Below are 22,543 nucleotides of genomic sequence, written 5' to 3' on the forward strand. Positions count from 1 at the left end.
TGAAAAAACTTGGATCAAGAAATCGTGAATCGGCCGTCGATGGAGGTTATCGACAAACTTCGACGAGTTCTTGAATCCCGCTGGATAACAAAAAGCCCGCCATCGGCGGGCTTCCCATGTTCGAGCCGGATTGCAGTCCGGCCCGGCGCGTACCTCAGACGTTGAACAGGAAGTTCATCACGTCGCCGTCGTGCACCACGTATTCCTTGCCTTCGGCGCGCATCTTGCCGGCTTCCTTCGCGCCCTGCTCGCCCTTGTAGGCGATGTAGTCCTCGTAGCCGATGGTCTGCGCGCGGATGAAGCCGCGCTCGAAATCGGTGTGGATCACGCCGGCCGCCTGCGGGGCGGTGTCGCCGATATGGATGGTCCAGGCGCGCACTTCCTTCACGCCGGCGGTGAAGTAGGTCTGCAGGCCGAGCAGCTTGAAGCCGGCGCGGATCACGCGGTCCAGGCCCGGCTCGTCCATGCCCATGTCGGCCAGGAAGGCTTCCTTGTCGGCATCGTCGAGATCGGCGATCTCGGCCTCGATCGCGGCGCACACCGCCACCACCGGCGCCTTCTCGGCCTCGGCGTACTTGCGCACGGCGTCCAGGTGCGGATTGTTCTCGAAGCCGTCGTCCTTGACGTTGGCCACGTACATCGCCGGCTTGGCGGTGATCAGACAGAACGGCTTGAGGATCGCGCGTTCGTCCTCGGACAGGTCAAGGCCGCGCACGGCCTTGCCCTGGTCGAGATGGGCACGAACCTTCTCGAGCGCGGCGGCCAGCTTGACCGCTTCCTTGTCGTTGCCCGACTTGGCGGCCTTCGAATAGCGCGTGAGCGCCTTCTCGACGGTGCCCAGGTCGGCCAGCGCCAGTTCGGTGTTGATCACCTCGATGTCGTCGAGCGGGCTCACGCGGCCGGCCACGTGGATCACGTTCTCGTCCTCGAAGCAACGCACCACGTGGGTGATCGCGTCGGTTTCGCGGATGTTGGCGAGGAACTGGTTGCCGAGGCCTTCGCCCTTGCTGGCGCCGGCCACGAGACCCGCGATGTCGACGAACTCGACCACCGCCGGCACGATCCGCTCGGGATTGACGATCGCCGAGATCGCCTTCAGGCGCGCATCGGGCACCTCGACGATGCCGACGTTCGGCTCGATGGTGCAGAACGGATAGTTCTCGGCGGCGATGCCGGCCTTGGTCAGCGCGTTGAAGAGGGTGGACTTGCCGACGTTCGGCAGGCCGACGATGCCGCATTTGAGGCTCATGGGAAACCTTTCTGGATCAGATGTTGTGTGCTCGCGCGGGGCGCGCCCGGCAGGTGCGGGCCGATCGGCCGCGCAAGACGGAACCGGGGCGGGGCGGCAGGCGGCGCGACCGGGCGCTCGGGCCGGCGGTTTCGCGCGGATGCAGTCCGCGAAAGGCGCAATTGTATCGCGTTCGGATCGGGGGATTTCAAGCGGGGGGAAGGGCGGCGCGAGCGCGGGACGGAAATGGCGGCCCGGCGGGCGGGGTGCCTGCCGACACGGGTGGGTAAGGCGAAGGCAAGAAACCGGTGAGGGCGGGAGCCGGGCACGCTAGCACCGCCATGCCGCGCCAGCGGCGGGACTGCCGGGGCGTCGCCGCCCCGGGAATCCGCCGTTCCTGGCGAGCGCGCCGCCCGTCAGTCGGCGACGCGTCGGTCGGCCAGCGCCGCCCGGCAGTCTTCCATCACCAGCGCGACGAGCCGCGACTGCATGTCGAGCTCCTCGGAATCGATGATTTCCTCGACGGCGTCGCGCGCCCAGGCCTTCTCGACGAAGTCGCCGTGCTTCCTGGCGATGTCGAGCGCGACGGCGGCAAGCTTGGCGATGCAGAGCCAATCGGCCTCGCGCAGGTGGCGGTCGAGCCACTTGTGCGCGGCCTGCACCTGGAAGGATGCCGCAGGCCAGGATTCGTTCAGGTAGAACGCGCCGAGATTTCCGACGGTGAGCCAGCACAGCAGCTCGACGCGGTCGTGTTGGGTGAGGTTGGGGTGTACGTCGCTCATGGCCATGCTCGAGATGGGGGTTGAGAGTCGCTTTCCGTCACCGGTGATACGCGGGGCCGACGAATCAACAATAGCATGCCATGGACGATTTCACGCAAGCCCGGAATCGCCCGGACTCGCGCGCGGCGGATCAGTAGCGATAGTAGTCGCGATGATGGTGGTAGCCGCCGTCCGGCACCACGATGCAGCCGCCGAGAGTGGAGCCGAGCAGCACGGCGAGCGAGGCGAGGAGGGCGATGCGTTTGAGTTTCATGATGGCGTTTCCCTTTGGTTCATCAATGGAGCCGACTGTAGCGGCGCCGGGCATGACAAGCGGTATGCGTTTGTAAGGAAACGTGTGGGCTGTAATGCTTGCGGGCCGTGCCTCACGGGGCGATCGCGGGGGCGGTTACGGATGAAATGGGTTCGGATCGCAGCGACTTGCGGAGGGAGCGAAAAAGGCGGGGGCGGGAAGCTCGGCACGGTGGATTCGCAGCGCCCAAGCGACGTCTCGTTCAGTGCCGGAAGGGGGCGCCGGACTGGCGATCGAGCGCGGCGGCAAGGGCCGCGGAACCCGGGTGGCGATCACGGGCAGGGTTTGTCCGTGTCGGTCGCGCGCGACAGTTTTCTCCGCTGCCATGCCGCGCTTCGTCGTGCCGCTCGGCGCGGTCGTCCCGCAGCCTCGGCGAGTCGCTGGAGATCGCCGCCGAACCCCCGTTCGCGCTGATCTTCCGCAAGCCCGTGCCACATGGAAAAAACGGCCCCGCAGCTATAATGCGCGCCATGACTGCCCATCCTCAGACCTTCGACGTCGCCGTGGTCGGCGGCGGCCTTGTCGGCAAGACCGCGGCGCTCGCCATGACCCAGGCCGGCCTCAAGACGGCGCTGCTAGCGCAGCCCGCCGCGCCGCGCGCGGCCGACACGGCGTTCGACGCGCGCGTCTACGCGTTGTCGGCCAGCTCCCAGGCCTTGCTCGAACGCCTGCGCGTCTGGCAGGCGCTCGAGCACACGCGGCTCGCGCCCGTCTACGACATGCGCGTCTACGGCGACGCCCAGGCGGAGCTGCATTTCTCGGCCTTCCAGGCCGCGGTGCCGCAACTGGCCTGGATCGGCGAATCCTCGCTGGTCGAGCGGGCGCTGGATTCGGCGCTGCGCTTCCAGCCGAACCTGAGCTGGATCGACACGCGCGCCCAGGGGCTCGACGTCACGCCCGAGCGCGCCACGCTGTCGCTCGCCAACGGCGAGGTGATCTCGGCCGACCTGGTGGTGGGTGCCGACGGCGCGCATTCCTGGGTGCGTTCCCAGATGGGCGCCAAGGTCAAGCGGCGCGACTATCGCCAGACCGGCGTGGTCGCCAATTTCAAGGCTGCCGAGCCGCACCGCGAAACCGCCTGGCAGTGGTTCCGCGACGGCGAGATCGTCGCCCTGCTGCCGCTGCCCGACGGCCACGTCTCGCTGGTCTGGTCGGCGCACACGGCGCATGCCGACGAACTGCTGGCGCTCGATCCGGCGCAACTGGCGGCCGAGGTCGAACGCGTCACGCATCGCCAGCTCGGCGCGCTCGATTGCGTGACGCTGGCCCAGGGTTTCCCGCTGGCGCTGCAGACCGTCGACCGGCTGATCGCGCCGCGCGTGGCCCTGGTCGGCGATGCCGCCCACCTGATCCACCCGCTGGCCGGGCAGGGCATGAATCTCGGGCTGCGCGACGTGGCCGCGCTGGCCGATGCCATCGCCTCGCGCGAGGCCTTCCGCGATCTGGGCGACACCGTGCTGCTGCGCCGCTACGAGCGCTCGCGCCGCGAGGACATCCGCGCGCTGATGGCGGCCACCGACGGCCTGCAGCGGCTGTTCGCGCTGCCCGGCACGCTGGCGCGCGTGGCCCGCAACACCGGCATGGCGCTGGTCGGCGCGCAGCCCTTCGTCAAGCGCTGGCTGGTCGCCTCGGCGCTCGGCTGAGCGCCGCCGCCGCGGCTGGCTCGCCGCGCCGGTGCGCAGCCGTCACCGGCGCCGCGATCCGATTCCGATCCTGATTTCGTGACGAACCGATCCGGCGCAGGCCGGCCGGACAGGGTTCGCCCACCGTCGTACACTAACGGACGTGCTCCGACAGACCCCCCCAAGGAAGAGTGAATGAAAACCACAGTCCGCATCGCCGCGCTCGTGCTGGCGACCGCCGCCGCCACGCTGGGATGCACCGCGCAGGCTGACCAGACCACCGACAAGCTGAAGACCACGCTGCAGGCGCGCCTGGGCGACGCGACCGTCAAGAGCATCGAGAAGTCGCCGATCCCGGGCCTCTACGAAGTGAATCTCGGGTCGCAAATCGTCTACAGCGACGCGGCGGGCGATTACGTCCTGCTCGGCGACCTGGTCGACACCAAGACGCGCAAGAACCTGACCGAGGCGCGCATGGCCGAGATCAACAAGGTCGATTTCGCCAGCCTGCCGCTCAACAACGCGATCAAGTACGTGAAGGGCAACGGCGCGCGCAAGATCGCGGTGTTCTCGGATCCGAACTGCCCCTACTGCAAGCGCTTCGAATCGACGCTGCAGTCGATGGACAACATCACCGTCTATACCTTCCTCTACCCGGTGTTGACGCCCGATTCGACGGTCAAGTCGAAGGCGATCTGGTGCGCCTCGGATCGCGCCAAGAGCTGGGAGAACTGGATGGTCGGCCATCAGCCGCCGAGCGGCGCCGGCAACTGCGACACCTCGGCGCTCGACAAGAACCTGGCGCTGGGCCGCGGCCTGAACGTGACGGGCACGCCCACCATCATTCTGGCGGACGGCACGCGCCTGCCGGGCGCGGTGTCCGCCGACCAGCTCAACAGCGCGCTGGCCGCCGTCAAGTGACGCGCCGGGCCCGAGCGCCCGAACCAGCAAGAGGCGCCGGCATTCGTCTGGCGCCTTTTTCGCATCTCGAACCCGCTTCACAACCTGCTTCACGAACCGTTTTGTTGCCGGCCCGTTTCGCCAACCTTTGCCGATGCCCCCGATGACCCCGATCCGCTATTCCATCGTCCCCAAGGACCCCGCCGCCCACCTGTTCGAAGTCACGCTGAGCGTCGCCGAGCCGGACCCGGCCGGCCAGCGCTTCATGCTGCCGGTGTGGATCCCGGGCAGCTACATGGTGCGGGAATTCGCGCGCAACATCGTCACGCTGCGCGCCTTCAACGAAGCCGGCCGCAAGGTCCGCATCGCCAAGGCCGACAAGCACAGCTGGCAGGCCGCGCCGGTCGAGGGGCCGCTGACGCTGCGCTACGAGGTCTATGCCTGGGACCTCTCGGTGCGTGCCGCGCATCTCGACGATACCGGCGGCTTCTTCAACGGCACCAGCGTGTTCCTGGCCGTCGAGGGGCAGGAGGCGGCGCCCTGCGTGGTGGCGATCGGCAAGCCCGAGGGCGAGACGGCGCGCCGCTGGCGCGTGGCGACGGCGCTGCGCGAGGCGCGCGGCACGCGGCGCTACGCGTTCGGCGACTACGAAGCCGACAACTACGACGACCTGATCGACCATCCCGTCACGCTCGGCGAATTCGCGCTGGCGAGCTTCGACGCGCATGGCGTGCCGCACGACGTGGTGATCGCCGGCCGCGTCGCGCGGCTCGACATGGAGCGCCTGTGCGCGGACCTGAAGCGCGTCTGCGAGGCGCAGATCGCGCTGTTCGAGCCGCGCACGAAGAAGGCGCCGATGACGCGCTACGTGTTCATGACGCAGGCCGTCAGCGACGGTTACGGCGGCCTCGAGCATCGCGCCTCGACGGCGCTGATCTGCAACCGCACCGACCTGCCGGTGAAGGGCCGCCTGGAAACCAGCGAGGGCTACCGCACCTACCTGGGCCTGTGCAGCCACGAGTATTTCCACACCTGGAACGTGAAGCGGATCAAGCCGGCGGCCTTCGTGCCCTACGACCTGAAGCAGGAGAACTACACCTCGCTGCTGTGGCTGTTCGAGGGCTTCACCTCCTACTACGACGACCTGATGCTGGTGCGCAGCGGCCTGATGAGCCGCGAGGAATACCTGGCCGCGCTGGGCCGCACCGTCGGCGGCGTGCTGCGCGGCGCGGGCCGCACCAAGCAGAGCGTGGCGGAAAGCTCGTTCGACGCCTGGGTCAAGTACTACCGCCAGGACGAGAACGCCTCGAACGCGATCGTCAGCTACTACACCAAGGGTTCGCTGGTGGCGCTGAGCTTCGACCTGGCGATCCGCGCCGCGACGCGCAATCGCAAGTCGCTGGACGACCTGATGCGCCTGCTCTGGACGCGCTACGGCCGCGATTTCTATCAAGGCCAGCCGCGAGGCGTGGCCGAGGGCGAGGTGGCCGCGCTGATCGTCGAGGCGACCGGCGTCGACCTGGGCCGCTTGTTCGACGATGCCGTCTCGGGCACGCGCGACCTGCCGCTGGCCGAGCTGTTCGAGCCGTTCGGCGTGACGCTCTCGCCCGAGGCGGGCCCCGGCGCGAAACCCTCGATCGGTGCGCGCGTACGCGGTGGCGGCGATTGCACGCTGGCGGTGGTGCACGAGGGCGGTGCCGCGCATCGGGCCGGGCTGTCGGCCGGCGACGTGCTGGTCGCGCTGGACGGTTTGCGCGTGACGGGCAGCAACCTGGAGGGGCTGCTGGCGCGCTACCGCCCTGGTGACAGGGTCGAAGCCCATGCCTTCCGCCGCGACGAGCTGCGCACCACCACGCTGCGGCTCGACGCGCCCGACGTGGTGCGCTACAAGCTGGCGGCGGCCGACAAGCCGGCCGCGCGGCGTGCCTGGCAGAACGCCTGGCTGGGGCTGTAGCACGGTAAACCGGCGATGGGTCGCGGTGGATTGTCCCGCTGTTGCAACAATCCGTCGCCGGCGGCCCGCTTTTTCATGTCGGGGGGGATCCGCACAATGGGCCCCACTCGCGCTGCTTCCAGCGCAAACCCAACGGAGCCCGACATGACGACCATCCTGCAAATCAATTCCGCCGCCCGCTCGCAAGGCGCCCGCTCGACCCAACTGTCCGACGAACTGACCGCCAAGCTGGCCCAGTCCAACCCGGGCGCCAAGGTAGTGGTGCGCAATCTGCTCGCGAATGCGCAGCCGCACCTCGACGACGCCGTGCTCGGCGCCTTCTTCACGCCGGCTGAACAACGCAGCGCCGAGCAGAACGCGATCGTCGCGAAGAGCGACGAGCTGGTCGCCGAACTGCAGGCCGCCGACATCGTCGTGATCGCCGCGCCGCTCTACAACTTCGGCATCTCCTCGCAACTGAAGACCTATTTCGACTGGATCGCCCGCGCCGGCGTGACCTTCCGCTACACCGCGAACGGCCCGGAAGGCCTGGTCACGGGCAAGAAGGTGTTCGTGGTCTCGGCCCGCGGCGGCAAGTACCTCGGCACGCCGAACGACACGCAGACGCCGTACCTGAAGACCTTCCTGGGCTTCCTCGGCATGACCGACGTCAGCTTCATCCACGCCGAAGGCCTTAACATGGGCCCGGAAGCGGAAACGGCCGCGCTGGCGGCAGCCCGCGAAGCGATCGCCGCGGCAGCCTGAGGCGACTTTCCGGAGCGTGCGCCGCGCCCCCCGGCGCGCGCTTCGGCTGCTGCCCCGAATGAAAACAGCCCGATCGGCATAGGCCGGTCGGGCTGTTTCGTTTGCGGCGGGCGGATCGGGCGTAGCCCGGCTTCAAGCCAGCGTGACGGCCTCGTCGGGCAGCCGCCAGTCGATCGGCGCCTTGCCGTGCTCGGCCAGGTAGTCGTTGGCCAGCGCGAAATGCCGGTTGCCGAGGAAGCCGCGGTGCGCGGACAGCGGCGAGGGATGCGGCGACTCGAGCACGCAATGCGCGCTGGTATCGAACAGCGCGCGCTTGGCCTGCGCGTGCGCGCCCCACAGCATGAACACCAGAGCGCGATGGCGGCGCGCCAGTTCGCGGATCAGCGTATCGGTGCAGGGCTCCCAGCCGCGTTTCGCGTGGCTCGCGGCCGCGCCTTGCTCGACCGTCAGCACGGTGTTGAGCAGCAGCACGCCCTGGCGCGCCCAGGAGTCGAGACAGCCGTGCCTCGGCGTGTCGTGCCCGAAGTTCGCGGCGATTTCCTTGAAGATATTGCGCAGCGAGGGCGGCGGGCGCACCGCCGGCGGCACCGAGAAGGCCAGGCCGTGAGCCTGCGGCGTGCCGCGATCGTCGCCGTGATACGGGTCCTGGCCGAGGATCACCACGCGGACCTCGTCGGGCGAGGTCAGGCGCAGCGCGCGGAACACGTCGGCCGGGTAGATCGTCTTGCCGGCCGCGCGTTCGGCGTCGACGAAGCGGCACAGCGGGGCATAGGCGTCGCTCGACACGAAGGGCGCGAGCAGCTCGCGCCATGCGGTGGGCAGGGCCTCGAACTGCGCCTCGAGCGGCAGCGCTGCCGGTGCCGCGCCGGCGCCGACATCCGCCGCGATCGCGGCGGTTTCGGTGTCGCGGGGCGTGGACGTGGCCGGTTCGTCGAACAGTGACGCTTGCGAGACGGCGCCCGGCTTGGCGCGAGAGGGGGAACGGCTCGCCATGGTTCAGGCGTCGCGCAGGCGGTAGCCGCGCTGCGCCTTGCTCTGGTCGTCGGGCGCGAGGCCCGGCAGCGCGGCCTTGAGTTCGTTCGCGAGCGTGTGCAGCACGGCCTCGTCGCCCTCGATCAATTCGAGTTCGATCTCGCGGATCGGCGCGCGACGCGTGTCGCCGCCCACCTCGGCGATGATCTCGCCGAGATCGAGCCCGGCCTCGACGGTGCTGCCCTCGCGCGTGATGCGCCAGAGCGTGCGCGCGAAATCGGTGCGGAACAGCGCAACCAGTTGCGGCGCGGCCGCGCGCAGCGCGTCGGCCGCGGCCGGCACGTCGCAGACGGCCAGCAGCGCGTCGATCTCCAGCGCATCGCCGGCTACCGGCAGCTCCCATTCGTGGCGCGTGTGCAGGCCCTGCTCGGCCGAACCGACCGTCTTGAAGGTCTGCAGCCAGCCTTGCGGCGCGAGGCGCACGCGAATGGCGCTCTTGGCGCGTGCCAGGGCGAGATCGGGCGTGTCGTAATAGACGTTGGCGAGATGGATCTCGCGGCCGGCCGCGCCGGCGCAGGCGTCCAGCGCGCTGCGGGCCGCGCCCTGCGCGCCGGCCGGCAGCGCCAGCTTGATTTCGGTTTCGATGGCCATCGCGATGCGCGTCAGAAGAACATCCGGGCGAGTTCCTCGCCCGGTTGGTCGGCGCGCATGAAGGCCTCGCCGACCAGGAAGCTGTGCACGTCGGCCGCCTTCATGCGTTCCACGTCGGCGCGCGACAGGATGGCCGATTCGGTCACCACGATGCGATCGGCCGGCACCATGTCGAGCATGCCCAGCGTGGTCTCGATGGTGGTCTCGAAGGTGCGCAGGTTGCGGTTGTTGATGCCGATCAGCGGCGTCTTAAGCGTGAGCGCCTCGTTCATCTCGTCGCGGTCATGCACCTCGACCAGCACCGCCAGGCCCAGCGAATGCGCATAGGCTTCCAGGTCCTGCATCTGCGGCGTGTCGAGCGCGGCGGCGATCAGCAGGATCGCGTCGGCGCCCATCGCACGCGCTTCGAGCACCTGGTAGGCGTCGACGATGAAGTCCTTGCGCAGCACCGGCAGTTCGCAGGCCGCGCGGGCTTCCTCGAGATAACGCGCGCTGCCCTGGAAGAACTGCTCGTCGGTCAGCACCGACAGGCAGGCCGCGCCGTGCTGCGCATACGAGGCGGCGATCTCGGCCGGCACGAAATGCTCGCGCAGCACGCCCTTGGAGGGGCTGGCCTTCTTCACCTCGGCGATCACGGCGGACTGGCCGGCCGCGTGCCTGGCGCGCAGCGCGCCGACGAAGTCGCGCAGATCGCGGGTTTCGGCTTCCAGCCTGAGGGCTTCGAGCGGTGTGCTCTGCAGCGCGGCGGCGATTTCCTCGCGCTTGACGCCAATGATTCGGTTGAGGATGTCACTCATGGCAAATCCGATGGAATGGGGTGCGGACCGGGATCCGGGTGGATTGGCCGACCGGCTGGCTGGTCGGCACGCAGGGGTTCAGCGCGGAAACTGACTGGTGAAGCGTACCAGCTCGTCGACCTTGGCGCGCGCCGCGCCGCTGGCGATGGCCTCGCGCGCGAGGCCGATGCCCTCGGCGATCGAGGGCGCGATATTGGCCGCGTAGAGCGCGGTGCCCGCGTTCAGCGTGACGATCTCGCGCGCCACGCCGGGCTTGTTGTCGAGCGCCTCGAGCAGCATCACGCGCGACTCGTCGGCATTCTCGACCTTCAGCGTGCGGTTCGACACCATCTGCAGGCCGAAATCCTCGGGATGGATCTCGTATTCGGTGACCTTGCCGTCGCGCAGCTCGCCCACCAGGGTGGCCGCGCCGAGCGAGACCTCGTCCATGCCGTCCTTGCCGTAGACCACCAGCACGTGCTCGGCGCCGAGCCGTTGCATCACGCGTACCTGGATGCCGACCAGGTCGGGGTGGAACACGCCCATCAGCTGGTTGGGCGCGCCGGCCGGGTTGGTCAGCGGCCCGAGGATGTTGAACAGGGTCCGCACGCCGAGCTCGCGGCGCACCGGCGCGATGTTCTTCATCGCCGGATGATGGTTCGGCGCGTACATGAAGCCCATCCCGGTGGCCTCGATGGAGGCCGCCACCTGCTCGGGAGCGAGGTCGATGTTGACGCCGAGCGCGTCGAGCACGTCGGCGCTGCCGGACTTGCTCGAGACGCTGCGGTTGCCGTGCTTGGCCACCTTGGCGCCGGCCGCGGCCGACACGAACATGGTCGCGGTCGAGATGTTGAAGGTGTGCGAGCCGTCGCCGCCGGTGCCGACGATATCGACGAAGTTCGAGTTGTCGGCCACCTCGACGTGGCGCGCGAATTCGCGCATCACGGTGGCGGCCGCGGCGATCTCGCCGATCGTCTCCTTCTTCACGCGCAGGCCGGTGATGATCGCGGCGGCCATCACGGGCGACATGTCGCCCCGCATGATCATCCGCATCAGGTGCAGCATCTCGTCATGGAAGATCTCGCGGTGCTCGATCGTGCGCTGCAGCGCTTCCTGCGGGGTAATCGTCATCGCATCCCCGCTCATGCCGGCTGGGCCGCGCTCGCGCGCGCCTGCTTCAGGAAGTTCTGCAACTGCGCGTGGCCGTGCTCGGAGAGGATCGATTCGGGGTGGAACTGCACGCCCTCGATCGGCAGCGTCTTGTGGCGCACGCCCATGATCTCGCCGTCCTCGGTCCAGGCCGAGATCTCCAGGCAGTCGGGCAGCGTCTCGCGCTCGATCGCCAGCGAGTGGTAGCGCGTCACGTCGAAGTGCCGGGGCAGGTCGGCGAACACGCCGCGGCCGTCGGTCTCGATGCGGCTCACCTTGCCGTGCATGATGGTCTTGGCGCGGATCACGCGGCCGCCGAAGGCCTCGCCGATCGCCTGGTGGCCGAGGCACACGCCCAGGATCGGCTTCTTGCCCGCGAACTCGCGCAGCACCTCGAGCGTGATGCCCGCGTGCTGCGGGTTGCTCGGGCCCGGCGACAGGCAGATCGCCTCGGGATCGAGCTCGGCGATCTGCGCGAGCGTGATCTCGTCGTTGCGATAGGTCCGCACGTCTTCGCCGAGTTCGCCGAAGTACTGGACCAGGTTGTAGGTAAACGAATCGTAGTTGTCGATCATCAGCAGCATGGTCAGTCTCCGTTCAGAAGTCGCTGTCGAGGCCGTCCTGCACCTGTTCCGCCGCACGCAGCACGGCGCGCGCCTTGTTTTCGGTTTCCTGCCATTCGGACTCGGGCACCGAGTCGGCCACCACGCCGGCCGCGGCCTGCACGTAGAGATTGCCGTTGTGGATCAGGCCGGTGCGGATCGCGATGGCCAGGTCCATCTCGCCGGAGAACGACAGGTAGCCGACCGCGCCGCCGTACAGGCCGCGCTTGACCGGCTCGAGCTCGTCGATCAGCTCCATGGCACGCACCTTGGGCGCGCCCGACAGCGTGCCGGCCGGGAAGGTGGCGCGCAGCACGTCGTAGTTGGTCATGCCGGGCTTGAGCTTGCCTTCCACCGAGCTGACGATGTGCTGCACGTGCGAGTACTTCTCGATCACCATCTTGTCGGTCACGGCGACCGAGCCGGTGGTGGCGATGCGGCCGACGTCGTTGCGTGCCAGGTCGATCAGCATCACGTGCTCGGCGATTTCCTTCGGGTCGTTGAGCAGCTCGGTGGCGAGCGCGGCGTCGCGCTCCGGCGTGTTGCCGCGCGTGCGCGTGCCGGCCAGCGGGCGGATCGTGACGATCTGGTTCTCGCCGCGCTTTTCCTGGCGCACCAGGATCTCGGGCGAGGCGCCCACCACGTGGAATTCGCCGAAGTTGTAGTAGTACATGTACGGCGAGGGGTTCAGCGAACGCAGCGCGCGGTACAGCGAGAGGGGATTGTCGCGATAGGGCTTGGTCAGGCGCTGGCCGACCTGGATCTGCATCAGCTCGCCCTCGGCGATGTATTCCTTGGCCTTGAGCACGGCGGCCAGGTAGTCGTCCTTCTTGAATTCGCGGAAGGTCTCGGTGCGCACGCTCGGCGAGGTCACCGGCGGCTGCACCGTCGAGTGCAGGCGCTGCTTGAGCTCGCGCAGGCGCTGTTTGGCGCGCGGGTAGGCCTCGGGGCGCGACGGGTCGGCGTAGATGATCAGGTAGAGCTTGCCGGCCAGGTTGTCGATCACGGCGACTTCCTCGCTCAGCAGCAGCTGGATGTCGGGCAGGTGCAGGTCGTCGGGCGGCGCCGTGTCGGCCAGCTTCTTCTCGATGTAGCGCACCGCGTCGTAGCCGAAGTAGCCGGCCAGGCCGCCGCAGAAGCGCGGCAGGCCGGGGCGCTGGGCCACCTTGAAACGTGCTTGGAACTGCTCGATGAAGGCGAACGGGTCGCCTTCGTGCGTCTCCACCACCTTCCCGTCGGTGACCACCTCGGAGACGCCCTTGCTGGTGCGCACCAGGGTGCGGGCCGGCAGGCCGATGAACGAGTAGCGGCCGAAGCGTTCGCCGCCGACCACCGATTCGAGCAGGAAGGAATTGGCGCCGCCGCGCTCGGACTGAGCCAGCTTGAGGTACAGCGAGAGCGGGGTTTCTAGGTCGGCGAGCGCTTCCGCGATCAGCGGGATGCGGTTGTAGCCTTGATTCGCGAGCGATTGGAATTCGAGTTCAGTCATGTTCCGGTCCTGTGGGGACGAGCGGCAGGGCATGCCGGGAGAATCGCGGTCGCTGCGCGGCGGGCCGGGGGCGGGTTGCGGTCAGGGCCTGACCGGCTTGCACCATCGTCGTGCGAGCGACCGATGCGCGTTCCCGGCGCCCGGACGCGAGGCGTTCGGGGCGAGGGCAGGGCATAGACAATCGAGTGACGAGGCGCGCATCGCGCAGCAAAACAAAAAACGGATGCCGAAGACAGGCTTCGGCGAACCTCGGGAGCGAGGTTAGCGCGACCAGCGACGCCAGGGCCAGGCTCCCCGGTCGATGCTGCTCAGACTCCGTTTTTTGTTCAGAAACATGCGGATGGAAGAATAAATCAGAGGGTTCGCTCGACGGCGTTGTGCGCGGTAATCACCTGCGCCGCCTCGAGCAGCGAATCGACTATACCATCCGAATTTATCGTTTGTATAGCTTTGCCGTGGTTGTAGCCATAGGGCACCGTCAGCGTCGCCAGGCCCGCCGCGCGGCCTGCCAGCGCGTCGTTTTCGGAGTCGCCGATCGCCACCGCCAGCGCCGGTTCGACGTCCAGCCGCTGGCAGGCGGTCAGCATCGGCAGCGGATCGGGCTTCTTGCGGGGCAGGCTGTCGCCGCCGAGCACCACGCCGAAATAGCCGTCGAGCCGGTACTGCGCGAGCAGCTCGAGCGCGAAGCGATGCGGCTTGTTGGTGACGCAGGCCAGCGCCAGGCCGGCCTCGCGCATCGCGGCCAGGCCGGCCTCGACGTCGGGGTAGAGCCGCGTGTGGCGGCCGTTGATGGTGGCGTACTCGGCCTGGTAGATCGCCAGCGCCTCGTCGAAGCGCGCCTGCGCCTCGGCTTCGTCCAGGCGCGGCTTGAGCACCTGGACGATCAAGTTTTCCGAGCCCTTGCCGACGTAGTGCATGACCTCGTCGCGCTGCGTGCCGGGCGCGCCGATCCGCGCCAGCATCGCGTTGAGGGCGGCCGTGAAGTCGTCGACGGTATCGATCATGGTGCCGTCGAGATCGATCAGGGCGGCAGCCAGCCGCGGCGAGGCGAAACGGATCGACGCGCTCATCGCCTCAGCCCTTCGCCAGGCCGGCCAGGGCCGTGCGCATCTCGTCGATCACCACCTTGTAGTCGGGCTTGCCAAAGATCGCCGAGCCGGCCACGAAGGTGTCCGCGCCGGCTGCCGCGATCTCGGCGATGTTGTCGACCTTCACGCCGCCGTCCACTTCCAGGTGGATCTCGCGGCCGGTGCGCTCGCGATAGGCGTCGATCTTGGCGCGCGCCTCGCGGATCTTGCGCAGCGCCTCGGGAATGAAGGACTGGCCGCCGAAACCCGGGTTCACCGACATGATCAGGATCAGGTCGAGGCGATCCATCACGTGGTCGAGGTAGTGCAGCGGCGTGGCCGGGTTGAACACCAGGCCGGCCTTGCAGCCGTGGTCCCTGATCAGCGACAGGGTGCGGTCGATGTGATCCGAGCCTTCCGGGTGGAAGCTGATCACGTTGGCGCCGGCCTTGGCGAAATCGGGGACGATCCGGTCGACCGGGCGCACCATCAGGTGCACGTCGATCGGCACCTGCACGTGCGGGCGGATCGCCTCGCAGACCAGCGGGCCGATCGTCAGGTTCGGGACGTAATGGTTGTCCATCACGTCGAAGTGGATCCAGTCGGCGCCGGCGGCGACCACGTTGCGGACTTCCTCGCCGAGACGGGCGAAGTCGGCCGACAGGATGCTGGGAGCGATACGGAATTGCGTCATGGCGGTAGGGGGACGTGCTTATGCAAAAGCGCCATTCTACCGCCGCGGGCGGCCCCGGCAGGCCGCGCGGTTGCGGGCGGGGGCCGCATCAAGCAGAATGCCGAACCAGTGCGGGTCGCCCAGGCGGCTGCCCGCGCGGCGCCGGATCGTGGGCGCCAGTCGACCTTCGAAGCGGGATTGCCATGAGCCAGTATGAATTCAGCGTGTCGGTGAAAACGGCGTATCTGCCGGAACAATCCGACCCGGAACGCCGTCAATACGCATTCGCGTACACGCTGACGATTGTCAACACCGGTCAGGTGGCCTCGCAGTTGATCGCGCGGCACTGGGTCATCACGGACAGCGAACAGAAGGTTCAGGAAGTGAAGGGACTCGGCGTGGTCGGCCACCAGCCGCTGCTCAAGCCGGGCGAGCAATTCGAGTACACCAGCTGGGCGGTGATCGCCACGCCCGTGGGCACCATGCGCGGCGCGTATTTCTGCGTGGCCGAGGACGGCGAGCGCTTCGAGGCGCCGGTCGCCGAATTCGCGCTGCACATGCCGCGCACGCTGCACTGAGGGCGCGGCGCCGCGTGCTTACGGGCGGCGCGGCGGATCGTCGGGGCGCGAGCGGGCCTTCTTCTTGCCGGATGCGGTCCAGAGCACGATGAAGATCAGCAGGCCGAGCGCCAGCAGCGATTCCAGCGCGAAGATCAGCATCGGGTATTCGTCGAACAGATCAGACATGGCGGTTTCCATCAAGTACGAACATTGTAGGCGGTTCGGGCCGCGGCTGGCCGCCTGGGCCGCCGCGATCGCGACGGCGGCGCTGCTGGCCGCCTGCGGCAGCGCCCCGGTGCGGCATGCCGCGAAGCCGCCCACCGGCGCGCCCATCGTGCCGGGCCAGGTGGCCGCCGAGCGGCTCACGCCGGTGGCCTGGCGGCAGGTGCCGGGCTGGGACGACGATACCCTGATCGGCGCGACCATCGCGCTGCGCCAGAACTGCACGCGGCTCGCGCGCGCCGCCAACTGGCGCCGCGCCTGCGAGGCCGCCGAGCGGATCGACGATCTCGACATCACCGGCGCGCGCAGCTTCTTCGAGACGTATTTCACGCCCTATCAGTTCTCCAATACCGACGGCACGCTCGATGGCCTGGTGACCGGCTATTACGAGCCGCTGCTGCGCGGTTCGCGTGTGCGGCACGGGCCCTACCAGACCGCGCTGTATCGCTGGCCGGCCGGCTATCGTGCCGGCAGCGCCATGCCGGCACGCGCCCAGCTCGAGCGCTCGGGCGTGCTGAACGGCAACGAATTGGTGTGGGTCGACGATCCGATCGAAGCCTTCTTCCTGCAGGTGCAGGGCTCGGGGCGCGTGGTGATGGACGACGGCAGCGTGATGCGGGTCGGTTTCGGCGGCACCAACAACCAGCCCTATCGCTCGATCGGCAAATGGCTGCTCGATCGCGGCGAGCTGAGCGCCGGGCAGGCCACCATGCAGGGCATCAAGGCCTGGGCGCGCGCCAATCCCTCGCGCGTGGACGCCCTGCTCGACACCAATCCGCGCTTCGTGTTCTTCCGCGAGATGCCGTCCAGCGAAGGCGCGCCGAACGGCGGCGCGGACGGCCCGATCGGCGCGCTCGGCGTGCCGCTGACGGCGGAGCGCTCGATCGCCGTCGATCCTTCCTTCATTCCGCTGGGCACGCCGGTGTTCCTGCAGACCACGCGGCCGCTCACCAATACGCCGATGAACCGGCTGGTGTTCGCGCAGGACACGGGCTCGGCGATCAAGGGCGGCGTGCGCGCCGACTACTTCTGGGGGCTCGGCGACGATGCGGGCGACCTAGCCGGCCGGATGAAGCAGGTCGGGCGGATGTGGCTGCTGCTGCCGAATTCCTGAGCAATGCGGGGGCGCCGGCCCCCGTCCTGCGTGAACCCCGGCGATATCCCTTCCTTCAGCGGCGCTTGTCCACCACGCGCCGCGCCTTCCCCACCGAACGCTCGATGCCGTTGACCGGCAGTACCTTGACGATCGCCGTGACGCCGATCAGGGCCTTGATGTCGTAGGCCAGCGCCTGGCCGGCTGCGTCGAGCAGGGCCGTGGCGGCGTTCCGGTGCGGGCAGGGCTCGACGTTCAGCGTCATCACGTCGAGCGGCCCTTCCCGGGTCAGCACGATCTGGTAATGCGGCGCCAGCACGGCCTGCTTGAGCAACTGCTCCTCGATCTGCGTCGGGAACACGTTCACGCCGCGGATGATCATCATGTCGTCCGAGCGACCGGTGATCTTCTCCATGCGCCGCATGCTGCGCGCCGTGCCCGGCAACAAGCGGCTCAGGTCGCGCGTGCGGTAGCGCACGATCGGCAGCGCCTCCTTGGTCAGCGAGGTGAATACCAGTTCGCCGAGCTCGCCGTCGGGCAGGACCTCGCCCGTCAGCGGATCGATGATCTCGGGATAGAAGTGATCTTCCCAGATGGTTGGGCCGTCCTTGGTTGCGGCGCATTCCGAGGCGACGCCTGGGCCGATCACCTCCGACAGGCCATAGATGTCGACCGCGTCGATGCCCATGCGCTGCTCGATCGCCGCGCGCATCTCGTTGGTCCAGGGCTCCGCGCCGAAGATGCCGATCCGCAGCGACGAGGCGCGCGGGTCCAGCCCCTGCCGTTCCATCTCGTCGGCGATCGACAGCATGTAGCTGGGCGTGACCATGATGATATCGGGCCGGAAGTCCTGGATCAGCTGCACCTGCTTCTCGGTCTGGCCGCCGCCGAAGGGAATCACCGTCAGCCCCGCGCGCTCGGCGCCGTAATGCGCGCCCAGGCCGCCCGTGAACAGGCCGTAGCCGTAGCTGACATGCACCTTGTCGCCTCGGCGCGCGCCCGCCGCGCGGATCGAGCGCGCCACCAGGTTGGCCCAGGTGTCGATGTCGCGCGTGGTGTAGCCGACCACGGTCGGCTTGCCGGTGGTGCCCGATGAGGCATGGATCCGCGAGATCCGCTCCTGCGGCACCGCGAACATGCCGAACGGGTAGTTGTCGCGCAGGTCGCTCTTGGTCGTGAACGGGAAGCGTGCGAGATCGGCGAGCGTCGTCAGCTGGTCGGGATGCACGCCGGCCTCGTCGAACTTGCGGCGATAGACGGGCGAGTGCTGGTAGGCGTGGCCGAGCGACCATTTCAGGCGTTCGAGCTGCAGCGCCTGGAGTTCGTCGCGACTGGCGGTCTCGATCGGCTCGAGCGGAAGGGGGGCGTTCATCGATGTCTCCATGCGTCTTTATTGTGGTTCGCTCGGGTGGCTCGCGGCCCGCTCAGGTGCCGGGGCCGTCGGCGGGGATCACGTTGCCGGCGATGCGGGCCGACTTGCCGCGAAACATCGCCACCGTCTCGCCGGCCCGGTTCGTCACGCGGATATCGTAGATGCCGTGCCGGCCGGCCAGGGCCTGCTCGACAGCCTCCGCCGTCAGCACCTCGTTCTCGAACACGGGACGCAGGAATTCGATCGAGCAGCCGGCCGCCACCGTGTTCAGATTGCGCGAATTGCAGGCGAACGCGAAGGCCGAATCGGCCAGCGTGAAGATCAGGCCGCCGTGGCAGGTGCGATGGCCGTTCAGGAATTCCGGCCGGACCGTCATGCGCATCCGCGCGTGGCCGGGGCCGACCTCGACGAGTTCGATGCCGAGCGCGCGCGTGCAGGCATCGGCGGCGTACATCGCGTCGGCCGCGGCGCGGGCGAGGGTGCCGGCCTCGGCTGGGGTATCGGCAGCGGCGGGCGTGGTGGCATCCATCTCAGCGCCCCTCGAAGCGCGGTGCGCGCTTGGCGATGAAGGCGGCCACGCCTTCCGCGTAATCGTGCGACTGCCCGAGCTCGCGCTGCAGGTCGCGTTCGAGGTCGAGCTGCGCGTCGAGCGGCTGGCTCATGCCGGCGCGCATCGCCTGCTTGATGGCGGCGATCGCGCGGGTCGGCTGGCGGGCGAGTTCGGTCGCCAGCGTGGTGGCGGTGGCCGCCAGCGCCTCGTCGTCGACGGCGCGCCAGATCATGCCCCATTCGGCGGCCTGCTCGGCGCCGAGCTTGTCGCCCGTCAGCGCGAGCCCGAGCGCCCGCGCGAAGCCGACCCGCTGCGGCAGGAACCAGGTGCCGCCCGAGTCGGGCACCAGGCCGATCTTCACGAAGGACTGGATGAAGCTGGCCGATCTGGCGGCCAGCACCAGGTCGCAGGCGAGCGCGAGGTTCGCGCCGGCGCCGGCCGCGATACCGTTGACGGCGGCGATCACGGGCAGCGGCAGCGCCTGCAGGCGACGCACGAGGGGATTGAAGTGCTGGTCGATCAGCGCGCCCAGGTCGGTTGGCGCGCCGGGCGTGAAGTCGAGGTCGGCGAGATCCTGGCCTGCGCAGAAGCCGCGGCCGGCGCCGGTGAGGATCAGCGCGCGTGCGTGGCTGGCCTCGGTTTCGTCGATGGCCGCGGCGAGCTCGGCGTGCATCGCGCGCGTGAAGCTGTTGAGCTTGTCGGGACGATTGAGCGTGATCGTCGCGACCTGGGTGGTCGCGTCGAACGCGAGGCGGATCGTGTCATACGGCATCGGGTGTCTCCTCCGGTAAGGCGGATGGCCGGTGGTTGGCACCGGCCCGGATGCGGCTGGACGGCGGAATTCTTCTATCTATAGGGATGCGGTTTCAGGCGGCGCTGCTTTCTACGCGCGGTGCGACGTGCACGCGGCTCTGCACCACCCGGAAGCGATTGGCGACGAAGGCCGTGTCGGCCAGCGCCGCATTCGCGGCCGGGTTCGCGCCGGTGCCGTGGAAATCCGAGAACGCCGCGGACTGGTTCACGAACACGCCGCCCGTCAGGTTGATCGAGAGGGCGACGCCGCCGCGGATCGCCGCCTGGTAGGCGCCGTCGATGATCTTCTCGTCCGTGCTGTAGACCGAGAGCGTGAGCGCGCCGCACTCGGCCGCGATACCGCCGGCCAGGTCGAGCGACTGCGCGGTTGAATCGGTGGCGATCACGAAGGCGATCGGGCCGAACCATTCGCGCGTGTAGCTGCCGCGCTCGCTGGCGTCCAGCTGGATCAGCAACGGCGTACGTACGCGAGCCTGCGGATATGCCGGATGTTCGAGTGTCTGGCTGTCGACCAGTATCTTGCCGAGTCCGCGTGCCTCGTCGATGCGGGCGGTCACGCCGTCGTTCTGGATCGCCCCCAGCAGCTCGACCGCACGCGCCGGATCGGCACACAGCTTCTGCACTGCGCCGGCGATCGCCTGCGCGACTTCGTCGAAGCCGACGCGGCCCTCGGGCGTCTGGATGCCGTCGCGCGGCACATAAATATTCTGCGGCGCGGTGCACATCTGGCCGGAATAGAGCGCGAGCGAGAACGCAATATTGCGGGCCGCTGCCTTCAAGTCGTCGGTCGAATCGATCACGATCTGGTTGACGCCGGCCTTCTCCGTATACACCTGGGCCTGGTGGGCATGACGCTCCAGCCAGTCGCCGTTCCTGGCGCTGCCGGTGAAATCGATCAGGCGAATCTCGGGGCGCACGGCCAGCGACTGGACCAGGGCACCGTCGTCGGGATCGGTGGCGAGCAGGGTAACGATGTTCGGATCGAAGCCGGCCTCGCGCAGGACTTCGCGGGCGATCCTCACGGTGATTGCGAGCGGCAGGATCGCGCCCGGGTGAGGCTTGACGATCACCGTGTTGCCGGTGGCGAGATCGGCGAACAGGCCGGGGTAGCCGTTCCAGGTCGGGAAGGTGCAGCAACCGAGTACCAGGCCGGTGCCGCGCGGCACGATCGTGTAGCGCTTGTGCATCGCCAGCGGCGGATTCTTTCCTTGCGGTTTTTCCCAGTGCGCCTCGGCCGGAATCCGGCGCAGCGCGTCCCAGGCGTAGGCGACGGCCTCCAGCGCGCGATCCTGGGCGTGCGGGCCGCCGGCCTGGAAGGCCATCATGAAGGCTTGCCCGGTGGTATGCATCACCGCATTGGCGATCTCGAAGCTGGCGCGGTTGAGCCGGGCCAGGATCTCGAGGCTCACGCCGATCCAGGCGCTCGGTCCGGCGGCGCGCCATCCTGCCTGGGCGGCAGCGGCCGCCGCGATCAGTTCGTCGGGGGAGGCTTGCGGGTAACGGATCCCGAGCGGGAAGCCGAATGGTGATGTCTCGGCACCGAGCTTGCCGCCCGAGGCCGGTTGGTCGAGTTCGAAGGGTTTGTCGAGCTGGGCGCGGAAGCTCGCCTCGCCGTCCGCTGCCGCGCTTTCCCCGTACACTTTGGGACTCGGCATTTCCGCGAACGGGCTCCAGTAGGCACGGGTTTCGATGGCTGACAGCGCTTGTTGCAAGGTGGCTTCGTGCTTCGAGAACAAGGGGTGGGTCATGACGTCGGCCTGATGGGATGTGGAGGAGTCGGTCGTACTGGCGCAATTAATTAACCGACCGGTTGGTCGGCAAATGTTAGCATTGTTCTCCGCGTGTGTGCGCGGTGAGTGGCGTTTCTTTGATCGAGGAGAAATCGATGGATTACCAGAACATCCTGGTGGAGACCCGGGGGCGTGTCGGCCTGATCACGCTGCATCGTCCGAAGGCGCTCAACGCGCTCAACGATGCGCTGATGGACGAGCTCGGCGCGGCACTGAAGGCCTTCGACGCCGACGAAGGGATCGGGGCGATCGTGCTGACCGGCAGCGAGAAGGCGTTCGCGGCCGGCGCCGACATCGGGATGATGGCGAACTACTCCTATATGGATGCCTACAAGGGCGACTACATCACGCGCAACTGGGAGACGATCCGGCAGATCCGCAAGCCGATCATCGCGGCGGTGGCGGGGTTCGCGCTGGGCGGTGGCTGTGAGCTTGCGATGATGTGCGACATCATCATCGCCGCCGATACGGCGAAGTTCGGGCAGCCCGAGATTCGGCTCGGCGTGATGCCGGGCGCGGGCGGCACGCAGCGCCTGCCGCGCGCGGTGTCGAAGGCCAAGGCGATGGACATGTGCCTGACTGCGCGCTTCATGGAGGCGGAGGAGGCTGAGCGGGCCGGGCTGGTGTCGCGCGTGGTGCCGGCGGCGTCGCTGCTCGACGATGCACTGGCCGCGGCCGCGACGATTTCCGAGTTCTCTCTGCCGGCCGTGATGATGGTGAAGGAGTCGGTGAATCGTGCGTACGAGACGACGCTGGCGGAAGGCGTGACTTTCGAGCGGCGCCTGTTCCATTCGACGTTCGCTACCGAGGACCAAAAGGAGGGAATGGCGGCGTTCGTGGAGAAGCGCAAGCCGGTGTTCAAGCATCGCTAAGCGCTTCGGGCGACGAGTGGATCGTCTCGTTTTTGCGTGTTTCCTTTTGCGATCAAAGGCTTGCCATGAAGGGCGCCGCGCGAGCGGCGCCCTTCATGCATTTACTTTGCGAAAACGCTTGCAGGAAGGCGATGGGCTGCTTAGAATCACGCCTCTTTCGCGCTAACGGAAACGCGGTGCGAAAGAGGAAGCAAGGTTGGATGGGTTGAGCGCTAGGTTGGATCGGCAGCTGGCTCGTTTAGCTGAGAAGTGATCGACGCAGTGAGTTGATCGCGGCGCTGAAAAAAGTAGTTGACGCGCTGCGAAATGTTGATCATAATCTCGCTTCTCTGCTGCTGAAAACGCAGCGCTGCTGAAGAAACCAAGTTGC

The 22,543-nt window shown here is 68.1% G+C and carries 23 protein-coding genes; 7 read left to right on the forward strand and 16 right to left on the reverse strand.

Translation table 11 applies throughout. The annotated features are described in order from the left end of the window. Positions 1–154: 154 nt before the first annotated feature. From ychF to BM43_RS42515, 3 genes are all read right to left on the reverse strand, one after another. Positions 155–1,249, reverse strand: a complete 1,095-nt coding sequence (gene ychF, locus BM43_RS25950) for a redox-regulated ATPase YchF (protein WP_013696515.1) — start codon at positions 1,247–1,249, stop codon at positions 155–157. 395 nt (positions 1,250–1,644) lie between these two features. After that, entirely contained in the window at positions 1,645–2,010 is a 366-nt protein-coding gene (locus BM43_RS25955; protein WP_036048405.1) for a hypothetical protein, read from the reverse strand. A 130-nt stretch (positions 2,011–2,140) separates the two neighbouring features. Then, the gene (locus BM43_RS42515) at positions 2,141–2,263 is read right to left on the reverse strand and encodes a hypothetical protein (RefSeq protein WP_036030550.1); all 123 of its coding nucleotides are present in this window, start codon (positions 2,261–2,263) and stop codon (positions 2,141–2,143) included. A 500-nt stretch (positions 2,264–2,763) separates the two neighbouring features. Here BM43_RS42515 and BM43_RS25965 point away from each other — a divergent pair, with 500 nt between their 5' ends. The 4 genes from BM43_RS25965 (at position 2,764) to BM43_RS25980 (ending at position 7,522) form a co-directional block, all read left to right on the forward strand. Then, the gene (locus tag BM43_RS25965; RefSeq protein WP_036048403.1) at positions 2,764–3,945 is read left to right on the forward strand and encodes a UbiH/UbiF family hydroxylase; all 1,182 of its coding nucleotides are present in this window, start codon (positions 2,764–2,766) and stop codon (positions 3,943–3,945) included. A 174-nt stretch (positions 3,946–4,119) separates the two neighbouring features. After that, positions 4,120–4,845, forward strand: a complete 726-nt coding sequence (locus BM43_RS25970; RefSeq protein ID WP_013696519.1) for a DsbC family protein — start codon at positions 4,120–4,122, stop codon at positions 4,843–4,845. Positions 4,846–4,987: 142 nt separating this feature from the next. Beyond that, positions 4,988–6,778 carry a M61 family metallopeptidase gene (locus tag BM43_RS25975; protein WP_036048401.1) on the forward strand — a complete coding sequence of 597 codons (1,791 nt, stop codon included), beginning with the start codon at positions 4,988–4,990 and terminating at the stop codon, positions 6,776–6,778. 144 nt (positions 6,779–6,922) lie between these two features. Further along, positions 6,923–7,522, forward strand: a complete 600-nt coding sequence (locus BM43_RS25980; protein WP_036030538.1) for an FMN-dependent NADH-azoreductase — start codon at positions 6,923–6,925, stop codon at positions 7,520–7,522. Between the two features lie 132 nt (positions 7,523–7,654). Here BM43_RS25980 and BM43_RS25985 read toward each other — a convergent pair whose 3' ends face one another. The 9 genes from BM43_RS25985 to BM43_RS42600 all read right to left on the reverse strand — a co-directional run bounded on the left by BM43_RS25985 (position 7,655) and on the right by BM43_RS42600 (position 15,179). Further along, entirely contained in the window at positions 7,655–8,515 is an 861-nt protein-coding gene (locus tag BM43_RS25985) for a uracil-DNA glycosylase (RefSeq protein WP_036048399.1), read from the reverse strand. 3 nt (positions 8,516–8,518) lie between these two features. Then, the gene (locus BM43_RS25990; protein ID WP_036048398.1) at positions 8,519–9,145 is read right to left on the reverse strand and encodes a CYTH domain-containing protein; all 627 of its coding nucleotides are present in this window, start codon (positions 9,143–9,145) and stop codon (positions 8,519–8,521) included. 11 nt (positions 9,146–9,156) lie between these two features. After that, positions 9,157–9,942: an indole-3-glycerol phosphate synthase TrpC gene (trpC, locus tag BM43_RS25995; RefSeq protein ID WP_036048396.1), complete on the reverse strand. Its 786-nt coding sequence runs from the start codon at positions 9,940–9,942 to the stop codon at positions 9,157–9,159. A 78-nt stretch (positions 9,943–10,020) separates the two neighbouring features. Beyond that, entirely contained in the window at positions 10,021–11,052 is a 1,032-nt protein-coding gene (gene trpD / locus BM43_RS26000; protein ID WP_025100550.1) for an anthranilate phosphoribosyltransferase, read from the reverse strand. A gap of 11 nt (positions 11,053–11,063) precedes the next feature. Continuing rightward, complete coding sequence (locus BM43_RS26005) at positions 11,064–11,654, reverse strand: anthranilate synthase component II (protein ID WP_013696526.1); 591 nt, start codon at positions 11,652–11,654, stop codon at positions 11,064–11,066. A gap of 13 nt (positions 11,655–11,667) precedes the next feature. Continuing rightward, positions 11,668–13,161, reverse strand: a complete 1,494-nt coding sequence (trpE, locus tag BM43_RS26010; RefSeq protein WP_036048393.1) for an anthranilate synthase component I — start codon at positions 13,159–13,161, stop codon at positions 11,668–11,670. Between the two features lie 353 nt (positions 13,162–13,514). Continuing rightward, positions 13,515–14,231, reverse strand: coding sequence for a phosphoglycolate phosphatase (locus BM43_RS26015; protein WP_036048391.1), 717 nt, complete (start codon positions 14,229–14,231; stop codon positions 13,515–13,517). A gap of 4 nt (positions 14,232–14,235) precedes the next feature. Further along, positions 14,236–14,922: a ribulose-phosphate 3-epimerase gene (gene rpe / locus BM43_RS26020; protein WP_036048388.1), complete on the reverse strand. Its 687-nt coding sequence runs from the start codon at positions 14,920–14,922 to the stop codon at positions 14,236–14,238. Then, positions 14,919–15,179 (reverse strand): hypothetical protein, encoded by a 261-nt coding sequence (locus tag BM43_RS42600; RefSeq protein WP_080742069.1) that lies wholly within the window; start codon positions 15,177–15,179, stop codon positions 14,919–14,921. Before BM43_RS42600 ends, rpe begins: the two co-directional genes overlap by 4 nt. Here BM43_RS42600 and apaG point away from each other — a divergent pair. Continuing rightward, on the forward strand, positions 15,105–15,479 hold the full coding sequence (apaG, locus tag BM43_RS26025) for a Co2+/Mg2+ efflux protein ApaG (RefSeq protein WP_013696530.1): 375 nt from the start codon (positions 15,105–15,107) through the stop codon (positions 15,477–15,479). The two genes, BM43_RS42600 and apaG, sit on opposite strands and share 75 nt — an antisense overlap. A gap of 88 nt (positions 15,480–15,567) precedes the next feature. Further along, on the forward strand, positions 15,568–16,797 hold the full coding sequence (mltA, locus tag BM43_RS26035) for a murein transglycosylase A (RefSeq protein WP_080742068.1): 1,230 nt from the start codon (positions 15,568–15,570) through the stop codon (positions 16,795–16,797). 55 nt (positions 16,798–16,852) lie between these two features. Here mltA and paaK read toward each other — a convergent pair whose 3' ends face one another. From paaK to paaN, 4 genes are all read right to left on the reverse strand, one after another. Beyond that, entirely contained in the window at positions 16,853–18,148 is a 1,296-nt protein-coding gene (paaK, locus tag BM43_RS26040; RefSeq protein WP_036048383.1) for a phenylacetate--CoA ligase PaaK, read from the reverse strand. A 52-nt stretch (positions 18,149–18,200) separates the two neighbouring features. Further along, entirely contained in the window at positions 18,201–18,677 is a 477-nt protein-coding gene (paaI, locus tag BM43_RS26045) for a hydroxyphenylacetyl-CoA thioesterase PaaI (protein ID WP_036048381.1), read from the reverse strand. Between the two features lies 1 nt (position 18,678). Then, a complete protein-coding gene (gene paaG, locus BM43_RS26050; protein WP_036048378.1) occupies positions 18,679–19,470 on the reverse strand; it encodes a 2-(1,2-epoxy-1,2-dihydrophenyl)acetyl-CoA isomerase PaaG in 792 nt (263 codons plus the stop codon). A gap of 94 nt (positions 19,471–19,564) precedes the next feature. Continuing rightward, positions 19,565–21,259, reverse strand: a complete 1,695-nt coding sequence (gene paaN, locus BM43_RS26055; RefSeq protein WP_036048375.1) for a phenylacetic acid degradation protein PaaN — start codon at positions 21,257–21,259, stop codon at positions 19,565–19,567. A gap of 137 nt (positions 21,260–21,396) precedes the next feature. Between paaN and BM43_RS26060 the strand changes: the two genes are divergently transcribed. Continuing rightward, on the forward strand, positions 21,397–22,173 hold the full coding sequence (locus BM43_RS26060) for an enoyl-CoA hydratase (RefSeq protein ID WP_025100540.1): 777 nt from the start codon (positions 21,397–21,399) through the stop codon (positions 22,171–22,173). The last annotated feature ends 370 nt before the right edge of the window (positions 22,174–22,543 follow it).

Source organism: Burkholderia gladioli (assembly GCF_000959725.1).
GTDB classification, from domain to species: domain Bacteria; phylum Pseudomonadota; class Gammaproteobacteria; order Burkholderiales; family Burkholderiaceae; genus Burkholderia; species Burkholderia gladioli.